This is a genomic window from Streptococcus parasanguinis CC87K, from assembly GCF_000507765.1.
In the GTDB taxonomy this organism is placed as follows: Bacteria; Bacillota; Bacilli; order Lactobacillales; family Streptococcaceae; genus Streptococcus; species Streptococcus parasanguinis_J.
In genome coordinates this window covers 785,635-807,084 of record NZ_KI669401.1, presented here as the reverse complement: position 1 = coordinate 807,084, position 21,450 = coordinate 785,635, and the positions used below count along the sequence as shown (strand labels likewise).

At 44.7% G+C, this 21,450-nt stretch carries 19 protein-coding genes; 12 read left to right on the top strand and 7 right to left on the bottom strand.

Translation table 11 applies throughout. The annotated features are described in order from the left end of the window. The first annotated feature begins 15 nt into the window (after window positions 1-15). Window positions 16-213 carry a DUF3272 family protein gene (locus tag HMPREF1195_RS03975; protein ID WP_003002577.1) on the top strand — a complete coding sequence of 66 codons (198 nt, stop codon included), beginning with the start codon at window positions 16-18 and terminating at the stop codon, window positions 211-213. A gap of 42 nt (window positions 214-255) precedes the next feature. Here the strand turns inward: HMPREF1195_RS03975 and HMPREF1195_RS03970 are convergent, their stop codons facing one another. Then, entirely contained in the window at window positions 256-1,800 is a 1,545-nt protein-coding gene (locus HMPREF1195_RS03970) for a helix-turn-helix domain-containing protein (RefSeq protein ID WP_023918482.1), read from the bottom strand. Further along, complete coding sequence (locus HMPREF1195_RS03965) at window positions 1,781-3,448, bottom strand: sensor histidine kinase (protein ID WP_023918481.1); 1,668 nt, start codon at window positions 3,446-3,448, stop codon at window positions 1,781-1,783. Before HMPREF1195_RS03965 ends, HMPREF1195_RS03970 begins: the two co-directional genes overlap by 20 nt. 195 nt (window positions 3,449-3,643) lie before the next feature. Between HMPREF1195_RS03965 and HMPREF1195_RS03960 the strand changes: the two genes are divergently transcribed. The 9 genes from HMPREF1195_RS03960 (at window position 3,644) to HMPREF1195_RS03920 (ending at window position 13,316) form a co-directional block, all read left to right on the top strand. Further along, the gene (locus HMPREF1195_RS03960; protein WP_023918479.1) at window positions 3,644-4,561 is read left to right on the top strand and encodes an ABC transporter permease; all 918 of its coding nucleotides are present in this window, start codon (window positions 3,644-3,646) and stop codon (window positions 4,559-4,561) included. Window positions 4,562-4,576: 15 nt separating this feature from the next. Beyond that, window positions 4,577-5,473 carry a carbohydrate ABC transporter permease gene (locus HMPREF1195_RS03955; RefSeq protein WP_023918477.1) on the top strand — a complete coding sequence of 299 codons (897 nt, stop codon included), beginning with the start codon at window positions 4,577-4,579 and terminating at the stop codon, window positions 5,471-5,473. Between the two features lie 9 nt (window positions 5,474-5,482). Beyond that, entirely contained in the window at window positions 5,483-7,045 is a 1,563-nt protein-coding gene (locus HMPREF1195_RS03950) for a type 2 periplasmic-binding domain-containing protein (protein ID WP_023918475.1), read from the top strand. A 104-nt stretch (window positions 7,046-7,149) separates the two neighbouring features. Beyond that, complete coding sequence (locus HMPREF1195_RS03945; protein WP_023918473.1) at window positions 7,150-7,788, top strand: YesL family protein; 639 nt, start codon at window positions 7,150-7,152, stop codon at window positions 7,786-7,788. Window positions 7,789-7,970: 182 nt separating this feature from the next. Continuing rightward, the gene (locus HMPREF1195_RS03940; RefSeq protein WP_023918471.1) at window positions 7,971-9,233 is read left to right on the top strand and encodes an ABC transporter permease; all 1,263 of its coding nucleotides are present in this window, start codon (window positions 7,971-7,973) and stop codon (window positions 9,231-9,233) included. Between the two features lie 15 nt (window positions 9,234-9,248). Beyond that, window positions 9,249-9,881 carry an ABC transporter ATP-binding protein gene (locus tag HMPREF1195_RS03935; RefSeq protein WP_021153487.1) on the top strand — a complete coding sequence of 211 codons (633 nt, stop codon included), beginning with the start codon at window positions 9,249-9,251 and terminating at the stop codon, window positions 9,879-9,881. A gap of 12 nt (window positions 9,882-9,893) precedes the next feature. Continuing rightward, on the top strand, window positions 9,894-11,270 hold the full coding sequence (locus tag HMPREF1195_RS03930; RefSeq protein ID WP_023918469.1) for an ABC transporter permease: 1,377 nt from the start codon (window positions 9,894-9,896) through the stop codon (window positions 11,268-11,270). 70 nt (window positions 11,271-11,340) lie between these two features. Then, entirely contained in the window at window positions 11,341-11,994 is a 654-nt protein-coding gene (locus tag HMPREF1195_RS03925) for a response regulator transcription factor (RefSeq protein WP_023918467.1), read from the top strand. Beyond that, complete coding sequence (locus HMPREF1195_RS03920) at window positions 11,991-13,316, top strand: sensor histidine kinase (protein ID WP_023918465.1); 1,326 nt, start codon at window positions 11,991-11,993, stop codon at window positions 13,314-13,316. Before HMPREF1195_RS03925 ends, HMPREF1195_RS03920 begins: the two co-directional genes overlap by 4 nt. 191 nt (window positions 13,317-13,507) lie before the next feature. On the opposite strand, the gene HMPREF1195_RS03915 is transcribed toward HMPREF1195_RS03920, so the two are convergent. Then, window positions 13,508-14,197, bottom strand: a complete 690-nt coding sequence (locus HMPREF1195_RS03915; RefSeq protein WP_023918463.1) for an ABC transporter ATP-binding protein — start codon at window positions 14,195-14,197, stop codon at window positions 13,508-13,510. A 1-nt stretch (window position 14,198) separates the two neighbouring features. Then, window positions 14,199-15,302, bottom strand: coding sequence for an ABC transporter permease (locus HMPREF1195_RS03910; RefSeq protein WP_023918461.1), 1,104 nt, complete (start codon window positions 15,300-15,302; stop codon window positions 14,199-14,201). A gap of 102 nt (window positions 15,303-15,404) precedes the next feature. On the opposite strand from HMPREF1195_RS03910, the gene HMPREF1195_RS03905 reads away from it, so the two are divergent. Then, on the top strand, window positions 15,405-15,608 hold the full coding sequence (locus HMPREF1195_RS03905; protein WP_037599354.1) for a hypothetical protein: 204 nt from the start codon (window positions 15,405-15,407) through the stop codon (window positions 15,606-15,608). A gap of 659 nt (window positions 15,609-16,267) precedes the next feature. Here the strand turns inward: HMPREF1195_RS03905 and birA are convergent. The 3 genes from birA to HMPREF1195_RS03885 all read right to left on the bottom strand — a co-directional run bounded on the left by birA (window position 16,268) and on the right by HMPREF1195_RS03885 (window position 19,126). Next, a complete protein-coding gene (gene birA / locus HMPREF1195_RS03895; RefSeq protein WP_023918456.1) occupies window positions 16,268-17,209 on the bottom strand; it encodes a bifunctional biotin--[acetyl-CoA-carboxylase] ligase/biotin operon repressor BirA in 942 nt (313 codons plus the stop codon). Window positions 17,210-17,217: 8 nt separating this feature from the next. Then, on the bottom strand, window positions 17,218-18,225 hold the full coding sequence (locus HMPREF1195_RS03890) for a LacI family DNA-binding transcriptional regulator (RefSeq protein WP_023918454.1): 1,008 nt from the start codon (window positions 18,223-18,225) through the stop codon (window positions 17,218-17,220). Between the two features lie 67 nt (window positions 18,226-18,292). Then, window positions 18,293-19,126 carry an AraC family transcriptional regulator gene (locus HMPREF1195_RS03885; RefSeq protein ID WP_023918452.1) on the bottom strand — a complete coding sequence of 278 codons (834 nt, stop codon included), beginning with the start codon at window positions 19,124-19,126 and terminating at the stop codon, window positions 18,293-18,295. Window positions 19,127-19,286: 160 nt separating this feature from the next. Here HMPREF1195_RS03885 and HMPREF1195_RS03880 point away from each other — a divergent pair, with 160 nt between their 5' ends. Then, the gene (locus HMPREF1195_RS03880) at window positions 19,287-21,449 is read left to right on the top strand and encodes an alpha-galactosidase (RefSeq protein ID WP_023918450.1); all 2,163 of its coding nucleotides are present in this window, start codon (window positions 19,287-19,289) and stop codon (window positions 21,447-21,449) included. The last annotated feature ends 1 nt before the right edge of the window (window position 21,450 follow it).

The window sequence follows — 21,450 nt, the reverse complement described above, 5'->3', positions numbered from 1 at the left end:
TGGTAAAATAATTTTATGAATAGAAAACAATTTGCAGTGATAGCAGTCTTTACTGCTATGGAGACATACTTTTTCAATGAAGCGACCATGGCGGGTCAAATGCTCTTTGCATGCTTTTGGGCCCTCTTGATCTTGCGCAATCTCCAGACGGCCTATATGGTGGAGAAGATTGCTAGTGCCATTGAAAAAGAAATCAGAAAGAAAAGAAAATAAAACCTTTGAAAAGAAATCCTTTTTCAAAGGTTTTTTCTTGTTTTAAAAGGCTTCTTGGCATTGTTTGCGGTAATCTCCTGGGGAGAGGCCGACCTTTTGTTTAAAAGCCTTTGTAAAGTAGGAGTAGTTGTCATAGCCCACCTGGAGGGCGACTTGGTAAATGGGGGTATCGCTTTGCGATAGCATCTCTTTTGCGGCGGCCATCCGTTTATCGGTGATGTATTTCACCAAGGTTTCGCCGGTGTCGCGCTTAAACACACGCGCTAGATGATCTGGACTAAGAAAAACCATTTCTGCCAGCTTGGTGCGACTGATATCCTCCTTGTAATGGTGATCGATGTAGTCAGTGATCCGCTGGATGAGATTGGATTGGTGTTCTAGATCGATCACATAATGGCGAGCAGAGCTCCAGTAATCCCCAATATAGGCTTCAAAAGCTTCGATGGCATGAAAACGTCGTTCGAAGAGAAATTGATGGTGTTTGTTTTGAAATAACTTGTGGGCGAGAATGCCGTTCTTGTCCAGATAAATCCCAATTTGCTGGGTCCAGTCTAGCTGGAGTTCACTCAGAGCTGAGAGCGGGATGCGATCTTGATTCTCTAAGCTATGGATGATTTGGAGGAGCTGTTCCGTCTCTAGCTGATTTGTAAAAGTGAGCGATGTCCGATGAGCGGGCTTTTGAGGTTGTGCATCCAAAGAAGTATAGGAGTGGATACTGTTCCAATGGAAGACTTGTTCTTCACTGTATTGGCAGAGTTGAAGAGCCTTCATCAAGAGCGTCTCAAGGGGAATAGCGTCTGAATAGAGAAGGATAGAGGATCGGTCTAAGTCTTGCTGGATCTTCTGCTGGATAGCCTTTAGGAAGTCTGCACACTCTGTAGTCTGATTCTTTTTGAAGAGGCAGAGGTAGCGATCGGTCTGGCTTTCGATTTTACTGAGGGCGCAGTAGTGGACAGGGTAATCCAGGGAGAGATCCTTGATACAATGGCGGAGCTGCAAGCGCCAAGAAGGGACGCTGGGGTGAAAGTCTTCTTCAACTAAGTGGAGAGTGATGAGGACTAAGAGGTAGTCTTCATGTGGTTTGGGGTTATAGCCTCGTTTTGTTACTTCTTGAAGGAGCTGTTCTGCTTGAGATGGACGCGGTTTTCGCAAGTAGTCATGCCAAAATTCAGCTTCTTTTTGTCCTTGCTGTGCTAATTGGGCCGCACTCTTGTGGCGCTTGATTTTATTGAGGGCTTTTTGAATGATAAATTCTAAGCGGTCGGGGTCAATCGGTTTGAGGTAGTATTCAAAACTTTGGAGTTCAATGGCTTTTTGGGCATAATTGAAATCAGCATAATTGGTGAGGAAGATCGTTTGAATGTCATATTTTTCTGACCGGACCCAGGCTAGGAGATCTAACCCACTGCCTTGTGGCATCTCGATATCACTGATCATGAGGGCGATTGGGTGACTTTGAATGATGGCTTGGGCTTGGCTCAGACTGGAGGCAGTATATACCTGCTCAATGCCCAAGGCTTCCCAATGGATGGTTTCCTGTAGGGCTTTAATGATAAAACGATCATCGTCAACGAGTAGGATATTCATGTGTGTCTCCTTTGTAGGGTTCATAAGGAAGGCTCAGTTGGATGCGGGCCCCTCCTTGGGTTCCATTTGAAAATTGAAGCACGTAGTGGTCTGGATAGAGGAGATCTAGTCGTTCCCGTGCATTGGTCAAACCAATGTGGTGGCCATCTTCTGTGACTAAGGATTTTTTCTCTGCTAGATCTTGTAAGATAGCGGAGCTAAAACCAGGACCATTATCCTGAAGGCAAATGGCAAGGTGTTGGTTTGCTTCTTCATGAATAGAAAGCTGGATGTGGAAGGAATCTTGGAAAGAAAAGCCGTGTTTGATGGCATTTTCCACAAAGGTTTGTAACAGCAGAGGGGGAATAGCCGCATCTTTCAGACCAGGATCCCAGTCCAGGTCAAAGTGGATGCTGTCCCCATAGCGGATTTTCTGGATTTCTAGGTAATTTCGGATATGTTGGATTTCATCTGCTAAGCGATTGAAATCTTGATTGGCTTGAAAGAGGTGGCGCAAGTAGTTGGAAGTCACCTTGGTCAACTCCTCGATTTCCTTATAGTCCTTAGTTTGGAGCATGCTGTGAATCATGGAGAGCATGTTGAGGTAAAAATGGGGTCGGACTTGATTTTTGAGGTAATTGAGTTCGACTTTTTTGAGATTGAGTTGCGCGTGGTAGGCTCGAATTTGAAGGTCTTTCATATGGATCAGGACCTGATTGAGTTTGTGATTGGCCTGGTCGATCTCTAAGATTCCTTGGTCTTCGATCACATCTAGCTTGGTAGAAGCAGCATCTAGCTGAGAAAGACGCTGGGTGAGTCGTTTCATCGGTTGGATCATCCGTTGACGAATATAAAGGATCAGAATGGTAGAGAGAACGGCGATGATCAAAGGGACCAAAGAGAGAAGGGTTTCAAGTACGATATTTGTACGGAAAACGTCTCCGTAATCGACTGTCACATAAAGATCAAAAGGCAGGTGGGTTTGATTGCTATCGGCTTGAATGACAGAATCTGTAGCATGGATCTGGTTGGGGCGATCGATGGATAAGCGCCCTTTTTTCCCGATATTGAGCTTTTGCAAGGGTCTTAAAATATCCTGGGTAGAAATGATGGCATAGATAGCCTTGCCCTTGTAATGGAGGGATTTTAAGAGATAATCATGCTGGTTCAAGCTGATTCGTTGCCATTTTTGATTGGTCTTGTCTGTTTCTTTGTCATAGGTTTTAAGATGATCTTTCAATTGTACATAGTCCAGGTAGGGCACTTGAAGACTGGAAGCATTAAAAAAATGGGGGATATCTCTTGTCTCTATGAAAAAGGTAATGGGGCTATCCATCTGGTACTGAAACTCAGTGAAATCGATCCGCAATTTTTTTAGATTTTCATGAAAATCTGTGAAATCAAGCGGGGTATTGAGCTCTGTCAAATAGTCGTTGTGACTAATGGTACTGTACATAAAACGCTCAACGGAGTGAAGCTCTGTATTTAAGGAATCCGCATAGATATGAATCGAGTCCTCTAAATGGAGCATGTTTTGGTGTTTAATAAAATTTCGGCTAATCCCACCTATCAAAAGGTTGATCAAGGTATTGACGACTAAGAGGAGAAAGAGTAGGCGCGAAAAAAATTGAATCGAGTGATCTCGTGTACTTCTGTGAATAGCTTTCATAATGAGCACCTCACATATATTATAGCACTATTTGAAAACGGATTCATGAACAAAACCGATAGTAAAGTAAAAAAAATCGGGAAAGTGCATGTTTTTGTGTGGAGAAAACGGAAAAGTGGATGAAGATGCACGAAAAAGTTCTATAAAGATGGAAAGGATTCCTATAAAATAGAGGAGAAAGAAAAGGAGGGCCTTATGAAAAGCGAAGTAAATGCGAAGCAGAGCAAATTTAAGAAAAATATTCCTTTATATGTGCTGCTCCTGCCATCGATTATTTTATTGATTTTATTTGCCTATATCCCTATGGCGGGTCTAGTCATCGCTTTTAAAGATTACTCTCCCGCTACTGGGATATTTGGAAGTCCTTGGGCTGGTCTCAAGTATTTTAACCAGTTCTTCTCATCCTTCCAATTTGCGACAACCATGAAGAATACCTTGAAAATTTCTATTTACAGTATTCTGGTTGGTTTTCCCTTGCCGATTGTTCTAGCCATTATTTGCAACCAGATTCGTGTGGGCAAGTTCAAAAAAATCTTTCAAGTAACGACTTATTTGCCTCATTTTATCTCGACCATGGTCATGTGTGGGATGATTATTCTTTTTCTCTCTCCAAGTAGTGGACTGTTAGCCAATGTCCTCAAATTGGTCGGCTTAAAGATGCCTGCTCTCTTATCCAAACCGGGTAGCTTTGCAGGTGTCTATGTCTGGAGCGATGTCTGGCAACATATCGGTTGGGATAGTATCATCTATCTAGCCGCTCTATCGGCCATTGATCCGACCTTTTATGAGGCAGCGACCATGGACGGGGCGAGTCGATTGCAAAAAATCCGTCATATTGACTTACCCTTACTGTTACCAACGACGATGATTCTCTTGATTCTCAGAGCAGGAAGCCTACTCAGTGTTGGTTTTGAAAAGGTCTTGCTCTTGCAAAATCCACTCAATCTGGCAGGAAGTGAAATCATTTCGACCTATGTCTACAAAGTGGGGATGATTAATTTCCAATATAGTTATTCAACAGCGATCGGTCTCTTTAATACCTTGGTCAACTTGATCATCTTACTGTCGGTCAACTGGTTTGCGAAACGCTATACCAAGACAGGATTGTTCTAGAAAGGAGGAGAAATTGTGAAATTGTTTCAACATGCGAGAAAAACCAAGTCAGAAATCCTCTTTGATATTTTTATCTATGGTCTAGCGATTTGCTTGATTCTGTTGATTGTCTACCCTTTGTGGTTTGTCATTATTGCCTCCTTCAGTAATCCGTCTGATGTGGCAACTGGTAAGGTTTGGTTTATCCCGAGGGAATGGCGACTAGATGGCTATCAACGCTTGATTGAGCAGCCTTTGTTTCTAAAGAGCTATCTCAATACCATCCTCTACACGGTTGTAGGGACCATCGTTGCCCTGGTCATTAATATCCCGGCTGGTTACGCCTTGTCGCGAAAGGACCTCTTTGCTAAGAAATGGGTCAGTGTCTTCTTTATTGTTCCCATGTTTGTCTCTGGGGGCTTGATTCCCATTTATTTGACAGTGAAACAATTGGGCTTGGTCGACACCTTCTGGGTAATGGTCGTACCGTTTGCAGTATCTCCTTACAATATCGTTGTAGCTCGAACTTTCTTTAACAATAGTATTCCAGAAGGGATGTGGGAAGCCGCCCAGATCGATGGTTGCGGAACCATTTATTACTTCAGAAAGATCGTGCTCCCCTTGTCCAAGGCTATTATTGCCGTTATTGGACTTTGGACAGCAGTAGGGATCTGGAATTCTTGGTTCAATGCCCTGATTTATTTGACAAATGAAAATCTTCAACCCCTGCAACTGATCCTGCGCCGTCTCTTAATTAGTAATCAAATGTTGCAATCGCAAGCAACAGGGGAGGTAGCTTCTGACCTCCGTATCAAGGCTGATATGATGAAATATGCAGCCATCGTTATCTCAACAGCACCGATTATGATGCTGTATCCATTCGTCCAAAAATACTTTAATCAAGGTGTCATGATAGGGGCCTTGAAAGAATAGGAGAAGATCATGAAAAACAGGAAATTTGCCTATCTGCTCCTTGGAGCAGCTGCTTTAGCTGGCTTGACGGCTTGTGGAGCTTCCACAAATAAATCAAGCAATGACAAGAATGATGGAAATACCTTCAAGATCACGACCGTTCGTTGGTCGGATTGGGGGGAAGACTATCACAAAGGTTTTCTAGATGATTCAGCCAAGGAATCAGGTATCAAGATCAAATGGGATACCATGGTGGCTGCAGACTGGTCTGATAAGAAATCTGTCCTTGTAGCCAGTGGAGATTTACCAGACGCTTTCTTGGGATCCAATGCATTCACGGATTCTGAAATCGCTCAGAACCAAAATATGTTCATTCCATTGGAAGACTTGATCAAGGATAATATGCCAAATTTGAACAAGGCCTTTGAAAAAGAACCGAAATTAAAAGCCATGGTGACCAACCCTGATGGTCATATTTACAGCCTGCCTAAGAAATTGCCAATGCGGCCAATCGTCGGCAACCAGCTCTTTATTAATAAGAAATGGTTGGACAACCTTGGCTTGAAGATGCCGGAAACCTATGATGAATTGGTGACTGTTTTACAAGCCTTCAAGGACAAGGATGCCAATGGCAACGGCGATGTCAATGATGAAATTCCATTTGGCTCTGGTAACTTTGATCCGACCTTCTCTTATATCTTGCCATTCAACAACCGTCTGGGTGGAGATAATACCTATGAAATGTCCGTCAAAGATGGCAAACCGGTCTACCTCCGGACGGAAGAAAGTTATAAACAAGGGATAGCGGCGATGCATGAAGCCTACAAGAAAGGCTTGATCGACCCTGAACTCTTTACAGAAGATACCTCCATGTCTGTTGCCAAACGGATGGACAAGGGTGTGGCGCGTGTCGGTGTGTCAAGTGGTTGGACAGCAGATGCAACCTTTGGCCAACATGCCAGCGAATATGCTCCTCTCCCAGCATTGAAAGGCCCTGATGGTAAACAATATGTCATTTCTGACCCGGATCATTTGAACTATGGACGCAATGAAATCCTGATCACGAATAAGTGCAAGGACCCTGCAAAATTGCTCAAATGGTTGGATAAATTTTACACGGATGATGCCAGCATTCAAAACTTCTATGGCTCCTTTGGTATTGCGACTGAAAAAGATGGTGACAAGTACAAGGTTTTGGCTCCAAAAGATGGTAAATCTGCCGATGAATGGGCTTGGATCAATTCCCTTCGTGACTTTGGACCAAAATATGTGTCAGATGATATCAATAGTCATGTCGACATTGACCAAACACAGGGTGATGGCCTCAAATTGAAGATGGACAAAGAATTGAAACAATACGCTTTGCCAGCATATCCAAATGTCATCTACTCTCAAGAAGAATTGAACAAATTGTCCTCTATTTATGTAGATATCAACTCCTATGTTACCCAACAAGCTTCTAAATGGGTAGTAGAAGGGGGCATTGAAAAAGAATGGGATGATTACAAAGCAACCTTGAAGAAGATGGGCATTGATGACTTTATGAAGATTCAACAGGATGCCTATGATCGTTACCAAAAAGAAGTGAAGTAACAGGGGTCTAAATGGATTCAAGTAAGTAACTCAGGGGCGTAGAGCCCCTGAGTGCTTCCCTAGAGGAAGTAGCAGAAATTGGGATGAAGAACAAGGAGAAGAAGATGCAAAAATTATTTTCATTGGATGGACGCTTGGTCAAGACCTTGACCCGGTTGACAGACATCATTATCTTGAACACCTTGTTTATCGTTTGCTGCCTTCCGATTCTCACGATCGGTGCATCGCTTACGGCTTTAGCAACCATGTGGCACCGCTTGTTGAAAGGAGAAGATACGGATCTCGTCTTTCATTTTTTCCGTCTCTTTCGAGCTAATTTCAAGCAAGCAACGGTGATTTGGCTGACTTGTCTAGGCTTATCATCCCTTCTTTATTTGGATTACTGTCTTTTTTCAAATACAGCCTTCTTAAGTGAGTATGGGATTTGGATCTTGCTTCCCTTTATCGTCCTTCTATGTGGAGGGATGACCTTGATCTTCCCTTATATCGGCCTCTTTGAAGATCCTACAAGAAAGGTCTGTCTGAATAGTTTCCTCATTGCTCTCTTAAATCCTGTTCAAACCATCTTTCTTGTCTTCTTCAATTTGGCAGTAGTTTATATCAGTCTTAGTAGTCCGGAACGGTTACTGACAGCTATTTATCTCTTTACCTTTGGTGGTTTTGCTCTTTGGAGCTTCTTGAATGTTCGACTGACCGATCAGATCTTTTCAAGGATCCAAAAAGGAGGAGTCTTTGAAAAATAAAGTCAAGCAAGTGGGGCGTATGTTTTACGGAATATTATTTAAATCGAATATAGTTTCCTAGAAAATTTAGGAAACTTTTTCTATTTCATAAACATTTCACATTTCTCCTCTATAATGAAAGCAACAAATGATGAAAGCGTCCACATTGCATTGTCGTGGGCTTTGAAATGGAGGGTAAGATCATGCTCTTACAACAGGCAATCGCCTATATTTCTCGAAAAAGAACGAGGAATCTGGTCCTCTTTCTGATTCTCCTCTTGATCCTTTCTTGCTTGTATTTCTGTTTTTCACTGATGCAAGTGGGAGAAAGGTTGGAGGACCATATCAAACAGTCGGCTGGGACCAGCTTTGCCCTGACCAGTAAGCAGGGGGCTACTCCCTTTGCACTGAAGGAGGCTAAAAAGGTGCAGCAGCTAGCTGGGGTGGGAGCCATGGTTCCTCAATATGAAAGTCCCGTTCGTATTCTTGGTAAAGAAGCGGTGACTGGGCAGCAGTCGGTAGAGCGGGATGATTTGGGTCAGGAAGCTAAGCAAGCGCTAGGCGCTGTTTTTACCCAGAAGACAGACCAGCACCTAGATTTCCGCAGTGGCAGTTTTCAACTGGTGCAAGGCAAGCACTTATCCGACAAGGCTCGCGGGCAGATCTTGATCCACCAAGAGTTGGCTAAGAAGAACAAGCTAAAGGTCGGAGATTCCTTGACCTTATCCAGCTTTCAGATGGGAGAGACTCCAGCCAAAGAGCATACCTTTAAAATCGTTGGCATCTTTTCAGGTAAGAAACAGGAAAAATTCACAGGAATGACCTCTGATCTGAGTGAAAACCAAGTCTACCTCCCTTATGAGGATGCGACTAAACTTCTAGGACTCAGTCAGCAAGAAGTGACCCAGGTCACCTTTGGGGTCAAAGATCCTGAGAAAATCGATGCCCTCTTGAAGCAAGTCAAAAGCTTGGATCTGGATTGGCAGTCTCTGCGCGTGGTCGAAGATCGCAAGGCCTTTGACCAGATGAAGGAATCCTCTCAGACCCTAGAAGGCCTGGTACGGATCATGATGATCGTCCTCCTAGTGACAGGAGCCGGTGCCCTATCGCTCTTACTCAGTCTCTGGACACGGGAGCGGATCCACGAAATCGGCGTCCTCTTATCCATTGGGAAGAGCAAGGGCCGGATCTTTAGACAGTTCCTCTTGGAAGTGGTGCTGGTATCCTTATTAGCAGTGATCCCAGCCTTTCTCATCGGGCGGATGGTCAGCCATCGTTTCTTAGAGCAGTTTGTCGGACAGACCGGTCAACAGCAGACCCTAGACTTGCTCAACCAAATCCCTCAAGGCCTTTCCTTAGGAATCGCCTATGCTAGCCTCTTGTGCTTGATCCTTCTGTCGCTCGGTGCAACCACCAGCTTGATCTGGCGCAAGAGTCCAAAAGAAATATTAACAAAAATGAGTTAAGGAGAAATAACACCTATGTTAGAACTCAAACATGTATCCTATAGCTACCAAAGTTACCAAGAAGAGATCTTCTCAGACGTGAACTATCAGTTCAAAAATGGGACATTTTACAGCATTATCGGTCAGTCTGGAGCAGGGAAATCGACCCTCCTCTCCCTCTTGGCTGGTCTGGACAATCCCAAGAAGGGGCAGGTTCTCTTTGATGGGGAGGACATCCAGACCAAAGGGTCTAGCTACCACCGCAAGCATCATGTCTCCCTGGTCTTTCAGAATTATAATTTGATTGATTATTTGACACCACTGGAAAATGTCCGCCTGGTCAACAAACAAGCTGGGAAAGACATTCTCTTGGAATTGGGGCTGGACGAAACGCAAATCAAACGCAATGTCCTGCAACTATCTGGAGGGCAGCAACAGCGGGTGGCCATTGCGCGTGCGCTCGTTTCAGAAGCACCTGTCATCTTGGCAGATGAGCCGACTGGAAACCTTGACGAACAGACAGCTGGTGACATCATTGCCATTTTAAAAAAACTGGCCAAGGAACGCCAAAAATGTGTCATCGTCGTCACACACAGTAAGGAAGTGGCGGAGGCCTCCGATGTGGTCTTGGAATTGAGTCGCCGTAGCCTTGTCGAGAAGAGCAAGTAAGGAGGGAATGCTATGTTGCGAAATGCTTTTGCTTATATCACACGTAAATGGCCCAAGTCTCTCTTGCTCTTTGCCATCATTCTCCTCATGGGGACCTTGAGCCTGATCGGACTCTCCATGAAGGGAGCGACCCAAAAAGCTTCATCGGAAAGCCTGGGATCCATTACCAATAGCTTCTCCATGCAGATCAACCGCAGGACCAATCCAGGAACCCCTCGGGGAGCTGGGAATCTCAGAGGAGAAGATATCGAAAAAATCAGCCAGGTAGAGGGAATCACCTCCTCCATCAAGCGGATCAATGCCATCGCGGATATCCTAGACCACGAGATCATTGAGACTGAAGAAACCCTGCAAAATCAATCTCCAGAGCGGGCCAAATACTTTAAAAACACCCTGATGGTGACGGGGGTCAATGACTCTTCAAAAGAAGATAAATTTGTCTCTGGGGCTTACAAACTGGTCCAAGGGGAGCATCTGACGGATAAGGACAAAAACCAAATCCTCATGCACGAAGATTTGGCGAAAAAGAATGGGCTTAAGGTGGGCGATAAGGTGCGTCTCAAGTCCAATCTCTACGATGCTGACAATGAAAAAGGGGCCAATGAAACTGTCGAAGTGACCATCAAGGGCTTGTTCTCAGGGAAGAACCAAGCTCCTCTAACTTACGCACAAGAATTGTATGAAGATACCCTCATTTCTGACCTGGATACAGCTGCTAAACTCTATGGCAATACTGTCCAAACAGCTACCTATGAGGATGCAACCTTCTTTGCCAAAGGGGATCAGGACCTGGATGCCTTGATCGAAAAAATCAAAGCACTCGATATTGACTGGAACCTCTATGACCTGGTTAAGAGCTCTTCCAACTACCCAGCCTTGCAAAAATCCATCAGCAGCATGTTCCAAGTGGCGGACTACTTGTTTATCGGTAGCCTTATCTTTGCTAGCTTGCTTCTCACCCTTCTCCTCGTCTTGTGGCTCAATGCCCGTCGCAGAGAAGTGGGAATCTTATTGGCTCTAGGACTTTCTAAGGTACAGATTGCGGGACAATTCGTGGCAGAATTAGTCATGATCTCCATCCCAGCCTTCCTCCTCTCCTATGGAGTCGCAGGACTTCTTGCCAAAGGAGTGGGAGATACGGTGCTTAAGAACGTAACCAGTGGCATTGCCAAACAAATGGCTCAAGAATCCTCTGCAGCCAACCTTGGTGGTGGAGCTGAGGCAGAAAGCTTCAGTAAGACCCTGACAGACCTCCATATGGACATCCAACCGAGCCAACTGCTGGTGGTTGTCTTGGTTGGTGGCCTCCTCTTGATTCTCGTATCCATCCTTTCTTCACAATGGCTCTTGCATAAGAAACCAAAGGAACTTTTGGTGGATGTCGAATAAGAGATTGTTTCCTAAAATAGAAATAGGGTATAATAGGAGGTAGAAGTTTCTTAGATAAAAAGGAAAGTGTATGAAGATACTAATCGTAGAAGATGAAGTCCTGATTCGAGAAGGGATGAGCGACTATCTCATGGAATGTGGCTATGAAGTCTTTGAAGCAGGCGATGGGCAGGAGGCCCTGGACCTCTTTCACAGAGAAGCGCCGGACCTAGTCTTGCTGGATATCCAGCTTCCTATCCTCAATGGCTTGGAAGTCCTCAAGGTCATCCGCAAGACCAGCTCAGTCCCTGTCCTCATGCTAACGGCCTTCCATGACGAGGACTATAAGTTGACAGCCTTTGGAGAGTTGGCAGATGGCTATCTGGAAAAACCCTTCTCCTTGTCCCTCTTGAAGGTCCGTATCGAAGCTATTTTTAAAAAGCTTCAACCTTCCCGGGTCTTCACCTATGGAGAGGCACGGGTGGATTTTGAGAGATACACAGCCAGCATAGCAGGCCAAGCCATTTCCATGAATGCCAAGGAGTTGGAAATCTTGGAATACTTGCTCCAGCATGAGGGCAAGGCCCGGACCCGCTCTCAGATCCTCGATGCCGTCTGGAAGGAGACGGAGGAGATTCCATTTGACCGGGTGATCGATGTCTATATCAAGGAACTACGAAAAAAACTGGAGCTGGACTGTATCGTTACGGTACGCAATGTCGGCTATAAATTGGAGAGACCATGACCAAACGGAGTATCTTTGCCAAAATCTTTCTGATCACCTTTGCCCTTTTTAGTAGCTTAGTTATCCTTCTCCATGCTTCGGTTTACTTTATTTTTCCATCGACCTATATCGAGTCCCAGCGCCAGACGATTTTGAAGAAATCGCAAGCCCTGGCTAAGAGTTTCCAGGGCCAGGAAGAAGGGACCATTGAGTCGGTCATCGACCTTTATTCCAAGACCAATGATATCAAGGTCTCGATCAAGGGCAAGGAAAAACAAAATGCCCTAGAGGTTAAGGATGACCTGCTCGTGAACCCTGATAGCCAGAACAATTCGCTGGTTATTGAAGAGCGAAAGATTCAGACCAAGGAAGGGAAGGACTTGACCTTGCAATTCTTAGCGACCGTCGATTCCCAAAAGGAAGCGCGGGACATCAGTCTGGGCTTTCTTCCCTATAGTCTCCTTGCTTCCTTTGTTCTGTCACTGATTGCCTCCTACCTCTATGCCCGCATAATTTCTGCTCCGATCCTTGAAATCAAGCAGATGACCAAGCGGATGAAACGGCTGGATCGGACAGCCAGTCTCCCCATCCATTCGCAGGATGAGATCGGCGTTCTCAAGCAACAGATCAACGACCTCTATCACCATCTTTTAGAGGTGATCGATAATCTAGAGCAGCAGAAACAGGAAAATCTGAAGTTGGAGCAGATGAAGGTGGAATTTCTACGTGGGGCTTCGCATGAGCTCAAGACGCCTCTAGCCAGCTTGAAGATTATCCTAGAAAATATGCGGGATAAGATCGGCCGCTACAAGGACCGGGACCGCTACCTGGCGGTCTCCCTCGATATCGTCGATGAGATGAACCAGATCGTCCTGGAAATCCTCTCCCTGTCCTCTGTCCAAGAATTGGCCGGAGACAAGGAGTGGATCCAGCTGGATCAGGTCGTAGAGCAGATTCTCGACCAGTACAAGGTCTTGGCTCAATCCCGCGCGCTCACGATTGACAATCAAATCCCTGACAAAGCAGTTTATATGGACCCAGCCATTCTGAAATTGGTCCTCTCAAATGTCATTAGTAATGCCGTCAAGCATTCGGATGCCGGTGGAGAGATCCAGCTCCGTCTCGAAGAAGAAGGGACGCACTTGGCTGTTGAAAATACCAGTCAAGAAATGGTAGAGACCGCTGAGATGCCAATGACCGCTAGCCGCCAGAAGAAGGAAGGTGGCTTGGGACTCTTTGTGGTCCAACACTTGCTGGACCATGAAGAACTGGCCTACCAATTTGATAAAACGGCTATGGGCTTACGCTTCCGTATGGAACTGCCCAAAGATCCTCAAGAATAAAAAAATAGAGAGTGGGACAGAAATCGGTAATTCGTTAGAATTCGATTTCGTCGTCCCACCTCCGCACAGTTGAGTAGGGCTATAAAAGCTGATGAAATCAGCGTAGTAGAGCCCACTCAACCACTGCGTCTTGCTCGACAATGCAAAGACAATTGAGAGGCTAGGACTTTTGTCCCAGCCTCTTTTTGTATTTAATCAAGCTGTTCTACCTTTAGCAATTGGCCGTGTTTTAATTCATAAATGGTATCCACATAGGTCAGGATGGAGCGGTCATGGGTGACCATGATGGCACTCTTGTTTTTGGATTTGACTTCTTTCCGGATCAACTGGGCGATTTCTTGCCCTCGATCTGGGTCTAGGCTAGCGGTTGGTTCATCGGCTAAAATGACCTGTGGATTTCCGATGAAGGCCCGCGCGATGGCTGCCCGTTGTTTTTGCCCACCGGACATCTGATTCGGGTATTGGTGGTAACAAGCTTCAATACCCAGATCTGCCAACAAGGCTTTGACTTCCTCTTGACGTTTTTTCTTGTCCTTTTCCCCCTTCAATTTGGCCACCAGTTCTAACTGATCGCCGATTTTCATATAGGAGAGGAGCTGGTGATCTTGAAAGATGAAGCCAAGCAATTCCAGGCGTTTTTGCGTCCACTGGCCTTGGTTGAGGCCGGTCAAGTCTTGGCCAGCGATAGAAATCCGCCCCTCATCCGCTGATAAAAGTAAGCCAGCGATTGCCAAAAGCGTGGATTTACCTGATCCTGAAGGGCCCAAGATGGCGACAAATTCGTTGGGTTCGACGCTTAAATTCAGCTGGTTGAGGACATGGTGCATCTGGCTGCCATCGGCGTAGGATTTTCTGATATTTTCTAATGCAATAATGGCCATCTTATTCTCCATTTCCACCAATGACTTCGATTGGATCTACTTTTTTGATTTTGACAAGGGACAAGGCACCACACAAAATAGAGGTCAGGATAAAGCTAACCGAGATGGTGAGGTTGTCTTTCAGGGTCATAAAGGAAGGGACGCTATTAGGTAAAAATGGCGCCATTATAGTTGCCAGGCCAAGCCCCAGCAGTACTCCGATGAGGGAGATGATGGTGAGCTGGGATAGTTGGACATAGGTGATCTGGCTCATGGACATGCCAATGGCCTTTAGGACGCCGAACTGTTTCAACTTTTGCAAGGTCAGGATGTAGAAGAAGACCCCAAGGATAGCAGAAGAAGCGAGTAGTAGCACCCACGTGATCATCCGTAGCGTCAGGTTTTGAGCCTTGTAGCCAGGGATTTTATCGATCACTTGCTTCTTATCCGCTACCATCAAGTTGCTGGTTAGATCGTTAGAAGTGATGCTCTTCTTGGTCACAAGGGTTTGGGCTTGCCATTGATAGCTTGGATCTGTTTTTTGCCGCATGCCTGTGTAGGTCTCCGAGCTGATAAAGCCAATCTCACTATAGCCATATTTGGCATTTTTCGCAAAGGCCACGACCTTGAGCTTTTGCTTAGAGGTTTTGTCGATCACTTGATCGCCGATTTGGATTCCCTCATCCTCTTTGAAAGAATGGTCCAGAATGATCTCGTTTTTCTTTAAGTCGGAGATCTTGATGTCAGTATCTTCCATGATTGGATTGAGGATCTCTTTTTCGTTATGATCGGTCGCGAAATAGGTGATATCCAGGGTGTTGGAATCCTCTGATTTTGAGACGGTTGCCCGCTGGATCGACAAGCCAGAATAGTCCATCCCTTCTATCTTGTTAATCTCATCTAAATCTTTCGCCGTAATAGTTGAAAAGGGGATAATCCCTTCTGAATCCGTCGAAAGGATGTAGTGCAGGGCCCCATAGTTATCGATTTGGGCCGATACTGAACGCCCCAGTCCATTTGTCAGACCGGACAAGAACACCACCATAAACATGAGGATGGTAATGAGGAGTTCAATCAGGATAAACTTCTTGGGTTGGTATTTAATTTCATTCCATGCGATTTTCATATTCGTTCTCCTTTTAGCACGGAGGTGCTCGAGCAGGGTTGCTGGCACCTAAACATACTCTACCATCATACCACAAGTGGAGGAATAATATGGGGATGGTGTTTGGTAGAGTATGAAGGTATCGGATTTGTTTACTGTGTTCAATTTGTTTCTCAATTATTAATTGTTAATGAATACAAAAATAAATCTGCTATAGACAAGAAAAAAAGCCTTGATTTCAAGGCTTTTCCTGTTGATTTAGATGCCCCCTGCATGGATTTGGAAAGAACTTTCATATTGAGAGTAATTAAAAATGTTGAAATTTAATTGAATTTCGGAAGGCGCTTTTAGGTATTTTCAATATCATGATTAAAAAGTAGGGCAAAAAACATACTGAATTGAACTGTTTAGTAGCTTAAATATATCACGCTGTTATCTAAAAAGTTAATTTTATAGAGTTTACTAAGATAGTTGCTGAGCTTTTATTTATCACTCCAACTTTATTATTATACCATAAAAATAATTAGAAAAACAGACTTGTATTATTTTGAAATTTGTATATGATGAAGGTGTAAGAACTATAAAATAGCCTGTTAGAAAGAGGAGGAAAAGAATGAATCAGGCTATATAAAATTGGTGATTGGTAATTAATGTTGTAAAACAAGAAAGGAAAAGGTAAAAAATGCAAATACATAAAAAATTTTTTATAGTAGCGCTGGTTTTATCCATTTGTATCTCACTATATTTTCTTATCAATCCGTCTAATATTCTCACCTTTCCGATTTTTGTGAATGAATTTGATGACACCACATTTAAATATTACATGTTTGTGAAGATTGGAATTGTATTATTATTTATCAAATTCCTACTAGATATATGCTTAGAATTTATCAAGAATTGGTTTAAAAATTTTTGATATTTCTTCACACAAAAGAGTCTGAGACAGCGTTTTGTCCCAGACTCTTTTGTGAGTTGTGAGCTCTGTTTTATAGATTCCACTGCTTGAGGGAGATTTCGCCGCTATTGAGCCAGATTTCTTCTTGATTGTCTAATTGGACCAAGAGTTGGCCGGTATCAGAGATATCTTTGGCGAGGCCCTGATAGGTTTGCTGGTTCTGCTCAAAGGTGACGGTTCGTCCTAGGACCAAGGAGCGCTCTTTGTAGAGGTAGACCAGTTCATCGACATCCGTTTGGAAGAATTCCTTCCAGATCTCACTGATGAGGTCATTGCGAGTGATGGGACAAGTTCCTTCAAATAAGGAACCAGCCTTGGTTTGTAGCTTATCTGGAAAAGTAGGGATGGCTAAATTGAGACCGACTCCGATAATGACATCCGTGACAAGACCAGTCTCAATCGACGTGATAGCTTCGGTAAGGATTCCCCCAATTTTTTTATGGCGGTAGTAAATATCATTGACCCATTTGATATCGATATCGATTAGGGTCAGGTTTTTAATAGCCTTGTAGATGGCTCCAGCGACCATGAGGGTATAAGGAGGGAGCTCCGCAGGTGGCAGTTGAGGTTTGAGGTGAAGGGACATATAGATGCCTCCTTGATCGGGGCAGTAGTAGTCACGACCAAAGCGGCCTTTTCCTGCAGATTGCGAATTGGCCAGGTAGAGCGCCTTGCCTTCTTGATGGCTTTCTATGCCTAATTTTGCATCCAATTGGGTGGAACCACAGTCTTCATTCAAGGACACGGTCAACTGGGTATTGCTTGCGATGATCTCAGGAAGCAGAATATCGCCTGAGACCAGTTTGTAGCCCTTCTTTTTGAGGGACTCGATGACGACCCCATCTTTTTCCAGGCGCTGAATAGCCTTCCAGATGGAGGTGCGGGAAACGCCTAGTTCTTGCGCCAGCTGCTCCCCGTTGACATAATCATCTGCCTGAGAAAGGGTTTGAAAGAGGATTTCATGTGTTTTCATAGGACCTCCTAGCGACTGCTGTCACGAATCGTCAGTTTGGTGGCTAATTTAACCATATAGGGAACACTTGGTTGAGCCCCTTGAAAGGTTTGCCGTAGCATTTGAATGGCTTGTTTACCCATTTCTTCTGTATAGACGGTTACTGTAGAAAGGGCAGGAAAGACGTACTTAGCAATCGATGTATCATTGAAGGAAATGAGACTGACGCGCTCAGGAACTGCGATTTGATGCTCCTGAAGAGAGCGAAGGGCTCCGACAGCTAAGGCATCACTAGCCATGAAAAAGGCAGTTGGCAAGTCATCGCCCAATGCTTGAATCAGTTGCTCCATCATCTGATAGCCCGACTCAGTCGAGAATTGACCAACAGAGACAAAGCGCTCCTCATAAAGTCCTTTTTCCGTGAGATACTGTTGAAAGGTTCGTTGACGGGGATCCATCTGAAGCGGTGTCGCATCTGCCGTCTCTTCCTGCCCGACCAAGAGCCCGATCTCCTTGTGGCCCTGCTCAAGAAAGTACTCGAGAGCAGTGATGACAGAATCTTCTAAATCGGTCGTCACACAGGAATGCCCTAAATAGAGGGTATTGCTATCGACAAAAATAAGGGGTTTGCCGTAGCTTTCTAGATCTCGAATGGTCTTGGGACTGAATTTTCCAAGAGCGATGATGCCGTCTGCCTCTTGAATCAAGGACCAATCGTCATTATTGAAGATACGAAAGATCTCATAGCCTAATTCCTGGGCTTGTTTTTCTAATCCCATCCGAATGGAATAGTAGTAGAGGTCATCTAATTCTTCTTCGCGTGTGTACCATTCAAAGATGACGATTTTATGAAAATCTTCAACTGGTTGAGGCGCTGTTTTGCGGCTTTTCTTTTGGTAATGCAGGGCCTCAGCGATGCGAAGAATCCGACTGCGCGTGTCTTCCCCAACCGATAAGGTCGCATCCTGGTTGAGAACGCGAGAGACTGTTGCCTGAGAAACGCCTGCTTTTTCCGCAATGTCTTTAATCGTTGCCATAGTTCATCCTTTATTGATTTCTACTTCCAGTATACTCTAAAAACTAGTAAAAAGAAATAAAATTTTACTAAATTTTATGTTTGTTGCGATATTGGCTAGGAGTCAGTTGGCTATAGGCCTTAAAAGCCTTTGAAAAATAGAGGGGATCTGAAAAGCCCACTGAGTAAGCCACAATCTTGATGCTCTCGTCTGTGTTGGTCAGTAACTGCTGGGCACGCTGCATGCGGACCGAGTGCAAGAATTCCTTGGGAGAGATCTGGTGAAACTCCTTAAAGACAGTTGTCAGATAGGAGCGATGGACATTGAGGTCATCAGCGATCTCTTGAATACTTAGATGATCTTTATTGTAATGCGTCTCAATCATATGCTTGCAGGTCAGATAGAGCTGATAGGTGGGAGATGGATGGCTCCGATGGATATCGGGAGCCACTTCACTGATAAGAAATAGCAGTTCATAGATCTGAGAGAGAAGGTGGAGTTGGTAGTGCGAAGTCATCTTTGAAGCCTCTGCTTTGTGGACGAGTTGCTCCATAAACAGGCCAATCCGCTCTGTGTCCACCTCTGTTTTCTTTAGATAGCCTTTTGCATGTAGGGTTGAAAAGCGCATGAAATCACTTACCTTGGTGCCACTGATGCCAATCCAGTAGTAGGACCAAGGCTCTTCAGCGTCTGCCTGGTAGTAGGTCACCTTATTTTTTGGAAGAAGAAAGAGATCCCCAGCTTCTAGGTGGATTTCTTTTTTTTCAAAGTGGAAGACTCCCTTTCCCTTGGTAACAAAATGCAGGACAAAATTATCTCGGACGCTAGGACCAAATTCATAATTCTTCGGACAATCTTCGTAGCCATAAAAATCAAGGGCTAGGTCAATAGTGTCGGTTTGGTATTCAGAAAAGACTGACATGGTTGAACCTCCTACCTAACATTTTACCATATATGTGCAACAAAATTCTATTTTCGGAAGCGTTTACAATGAGTAAAATAAAGACATGCTAAAAAAGAAAGTTATTGGAACCAAATTTAAAAATACATAGTGATATTTTTCGGGTCCAATGGAGGAAGATATGGCAATTCGTATCGAACAGAATTTGTTCTATGTAGAAAGTAAGGGACTGAGCCTGATCCTTGAAAATCGAGATGGCTACCTGATGCTTAAGCATCTGGGGCGTCCGATCCCGTCTTATCATTTTTCCAATACCGTAAATGAGAGAGATCATGCTTTCTCTGGAAATCCAACACCTGACAATCGCATCTTTAGTCTAGATACCCAGCGTCAGGTCTTGGGACAGCATGGGCTTGGAGATTTTCGAAAGCCGTCGATTCAAATCCAGCACGGCGTTACAGAGGTGACGGATTTCCTCTATGTCGGAGCCAATATCTACTCTGGCAGTGTCGAGGCAACTGGTCTTCCCAATCCTCACTCGGTAGATCAGGCTGAAACCTTGGCCTTGGTCTTTGAAGATGATCAAGCGGCCCTGCGTTTGACCCTCTATTACACAGCCTACGAAGATCGGGCAACCATCACTAGCTTTTCAAAGATTGAAAACTGCAGTGATGAAACCGTCGTGATCCACAAGGCTCTCAGTGTGTTGGCCGATGTCCCAGCGGGTGACTATGATGTCATCACCCTTCAAGGGGCCTATGCGAGAGAAAAAACAGTCCGCCGTCAGCAAGTGGAGCAAGGAATCTTCTCCATCAGCTCCAACCGTGGTGCTTCTGGACACGCCCAGACCCCAGCCCTGATCCTTGCTGATCATGAAGTGACCGAAGATGCCGGTTCAGCTCTTGCCTTCCAACTGCTCTACAGTGGGAATTTTGAAGGATTTGTTCAAAAGAATCAACTCAATGAAGTCCGGGTTGGATTGGGGATTAATCCTGAAAACTTCTCCTGGGAGTTGGCGCCGAATCAGAGCTTTGATACCCCAGTGGCCATGATCAGCTACTCACATAAGGGATTGACCGGACTCAGTCAAGAGAGCCAAGCATTTGTCCAAAACCATATCATTCCAACCCAGTTTGCCCATAAAGAACGTCCAATTCTGATCAACAACTGGGAAGCAACCTACTTTGATTTTAAGAAAGAAAAATTATTGGAGCTAGCAGATGAGGCTCAAAAAGTGGGAATCGAACTCTTTGTTCTTGATGATGGCTGGTTTGGCAATCGCTATGATGATAATCGGGCTCTCGGTGACTGGACTGTCAATGAAGAAAAATTAGGGGGAAGCCTAGCAGAACTGATCCAAGGCATCCACGACAAGGGACTTCAATTTGGCCTTTGGGTGGAGCCAGAAATGATTTCTGTTGATAGCGACCTCTATCGGGCTCATCCGGACTGGGCTATTCAAGTCCCAGGCTATGAACACACCTATTCACGGAATCAACTAGTACTCGATTTCGCAAATAAAGAAGTGGTTTCTTATATCAAGCAGGTCTTGGATGACTTACTTGGAAACCATAAGATCGACTATATCAAATGGGATATGAACCGCAATATCACCAAACTTGGAAATGGTAAAACCTACCTTGAAACCAAGATGCAATCCCATGCGTATATCTTGGGCCTCTATGAAGTGGTTTCTTCCTTAACAGAGAAGTATGAGAACATTCTCTTTGAGTCTTGCTCTGGAGGCGGTGGCCGCAATGACCTCGGTATGATGCGGTACTTCCCTCAGGTCTGGGCGAGTGACAATACGGATGCCATTGCCAGACTTCCGATCCAGTACGGTTCTAGCTACCTCTATCCTACCATTTCTATGGGGGCTCACGTATCAGCTGTTCCAAATCACCAGATGGGACGGATCACACCACTTGAAACGCGAGGTCATGTAGCTATGATGGGAAATCTGGGCTATGAATTGGATCTAACCAGTCTTCCGCAAGAAGAGTTGGATAGGATTGCAGCTCAAGTCGCTCATTATAAAACGATTCGACCAGTTGTTCAGTTCGGAAAACACTACCGCTTGATCAATCCAAGCCAAGGTAGCAATCAAGCAGCCGTCCAGTTCACCTATCAAGATCGCACGGTTGTAACTTATGTACGGGTCTTATCAACGGTTGAGGAGATCGAGCCGACCCTGAAACTCAAAGGATTGGAAGAAGATGCGCTCTATCGCTTAGAAGGGACGGACCAAGTCTATTCAGGAGCTGAGCTCATGTACGCCGGCTTAACCGTCGTTCTTCCTCAGGGAGATTTCCTCACTAAACAATATGTTTTTGTCAAAAAATAAA

Excerpts from the sequence above, each read along its gene's own strand:
- HMPREF1195_RS03975 (WP_003002577.1), top strand. The coding sequence starts at position 16 with ATGAATAGAAAACAATTTGCAGTGATAGCAGTCTTTACTGCTATGGAG.
- HMPREF1195_RS03970 (WP_023918482.1), bottom strand. The coding sequence starts at position 1,800 with ATGAATATCCTACTCGTTGACGATGATCGTTTTATCATTAAAGCCCTA.
- HMPREF1195_RS03965 (WP_023918481.1), bottom strand. The coding sequence starts at position 3,448 with ATGAAAGCTATTCACAGAAGTACACGAGATCACTCGATTCAATTTTTT.
- HMPREF1195_RS03960 (WP_023918479.1), top strand. The coding sequence starts at position 3,644 with ATGAAAAGCGAAGTAAATGCGAAGCAGAGCAAATTTAAGAAAAATATT.
- HMPREF1195_RS03950 (WP_023918475.1), top strand. The coding sequence starts at position 5,483 with ATGAAAAACAGGAAATTTGCCTATCTGCTCCTTGGAGCAGCTGCTTTA.
- HMPREF1195_RS03945 (WP_023918473.1), top strand. The coding sequence starts at position 7,150 with ATGCAAAAATTATTTTCATTGGATGGACGCTTGGTCAAGACCTTGACC.
- HMPREF1195_RS03940 (WP_023918471.1), top strand. The coding sequence starts at position 7,971 with ATGCTCTTACAACAGGCAATCGCCTATATTTCTCGAAAAAGAACGAGG.
- HMPREF1195_RS03935 (WP_021153487.1), top strand. The coding sequence starts at position 9,249 with ATGTTAGAACTCAAACATGTATCCTATAGCTACCAAAGTTACCAAGAA.
- HMPREF1195_RS03930 (WP_023918469.1), top strand. The coding sequence starts at position 9,894 with ATGTTGCGAAATGCTTTTGCTTATATCACACGTAAATGGCCCAAGTCT.
- HMPREF1195_RS03925 (WP_023918467.1), top strand. The coding sequence starts at position 11,341 with ATGAAGATACTAATCGTAGAAGATGAAGTCCTGATTCGAGAAGGGATG.
- HMPREF1195_RS03920 (WP_023918465.1), top strand. The coding sequence starts at position 11,991 with ATGACCAAACGGAGTATCTTTGCCAAAATCTTTCTGATCACCTTTGCC.
- HMPREF1195_RS03915 (WP_023918463.1), bottom strand. The coding sequence starts at position 14,197 with ATGGCCATTATTGCATTAGAAAATATCAGAAAATCCTACGCCGATGGC.
- HMPREF1195_RS03910 (WP_023918461.1), bottom strand. The coding sequence starts at position 15,302 with ATGAAAATCGCATGGAATGAAATTAAATACCAACCCAAGAAGTTTATC.
- birA (WP_023918456.1), bottom strand. The coding sequence starts at position 17,209 with ATGAAAACACATGAAATCCTCTTTCAAACCCTTTCTCAGGCAGATGAT.
- HMPREF1195_RS03890 (WP_023918454.1), bottom strand. The coding sequence starts at position 18,225 with ATGGCAACGATTAAAGACATTGCGGAAAAAGCAGGCGTTTCTCAGGCA.
- HMPREF1195_RS03885 (WP_023918452.1), bottom strand. The coding sequence starts at position 19,126 with ATGTCAGTCTTTTCTGAATACCAAACCGACACTATTGACCTAGCCCTT.
- HMPREF1195_RS03880 (WP_023918450.1), top strand. The coding sequence starts at position 19,287 with ATGGCAATTCGTATCGAACAGAATTTGTTCTATGTAGAAAGTAAGGGA.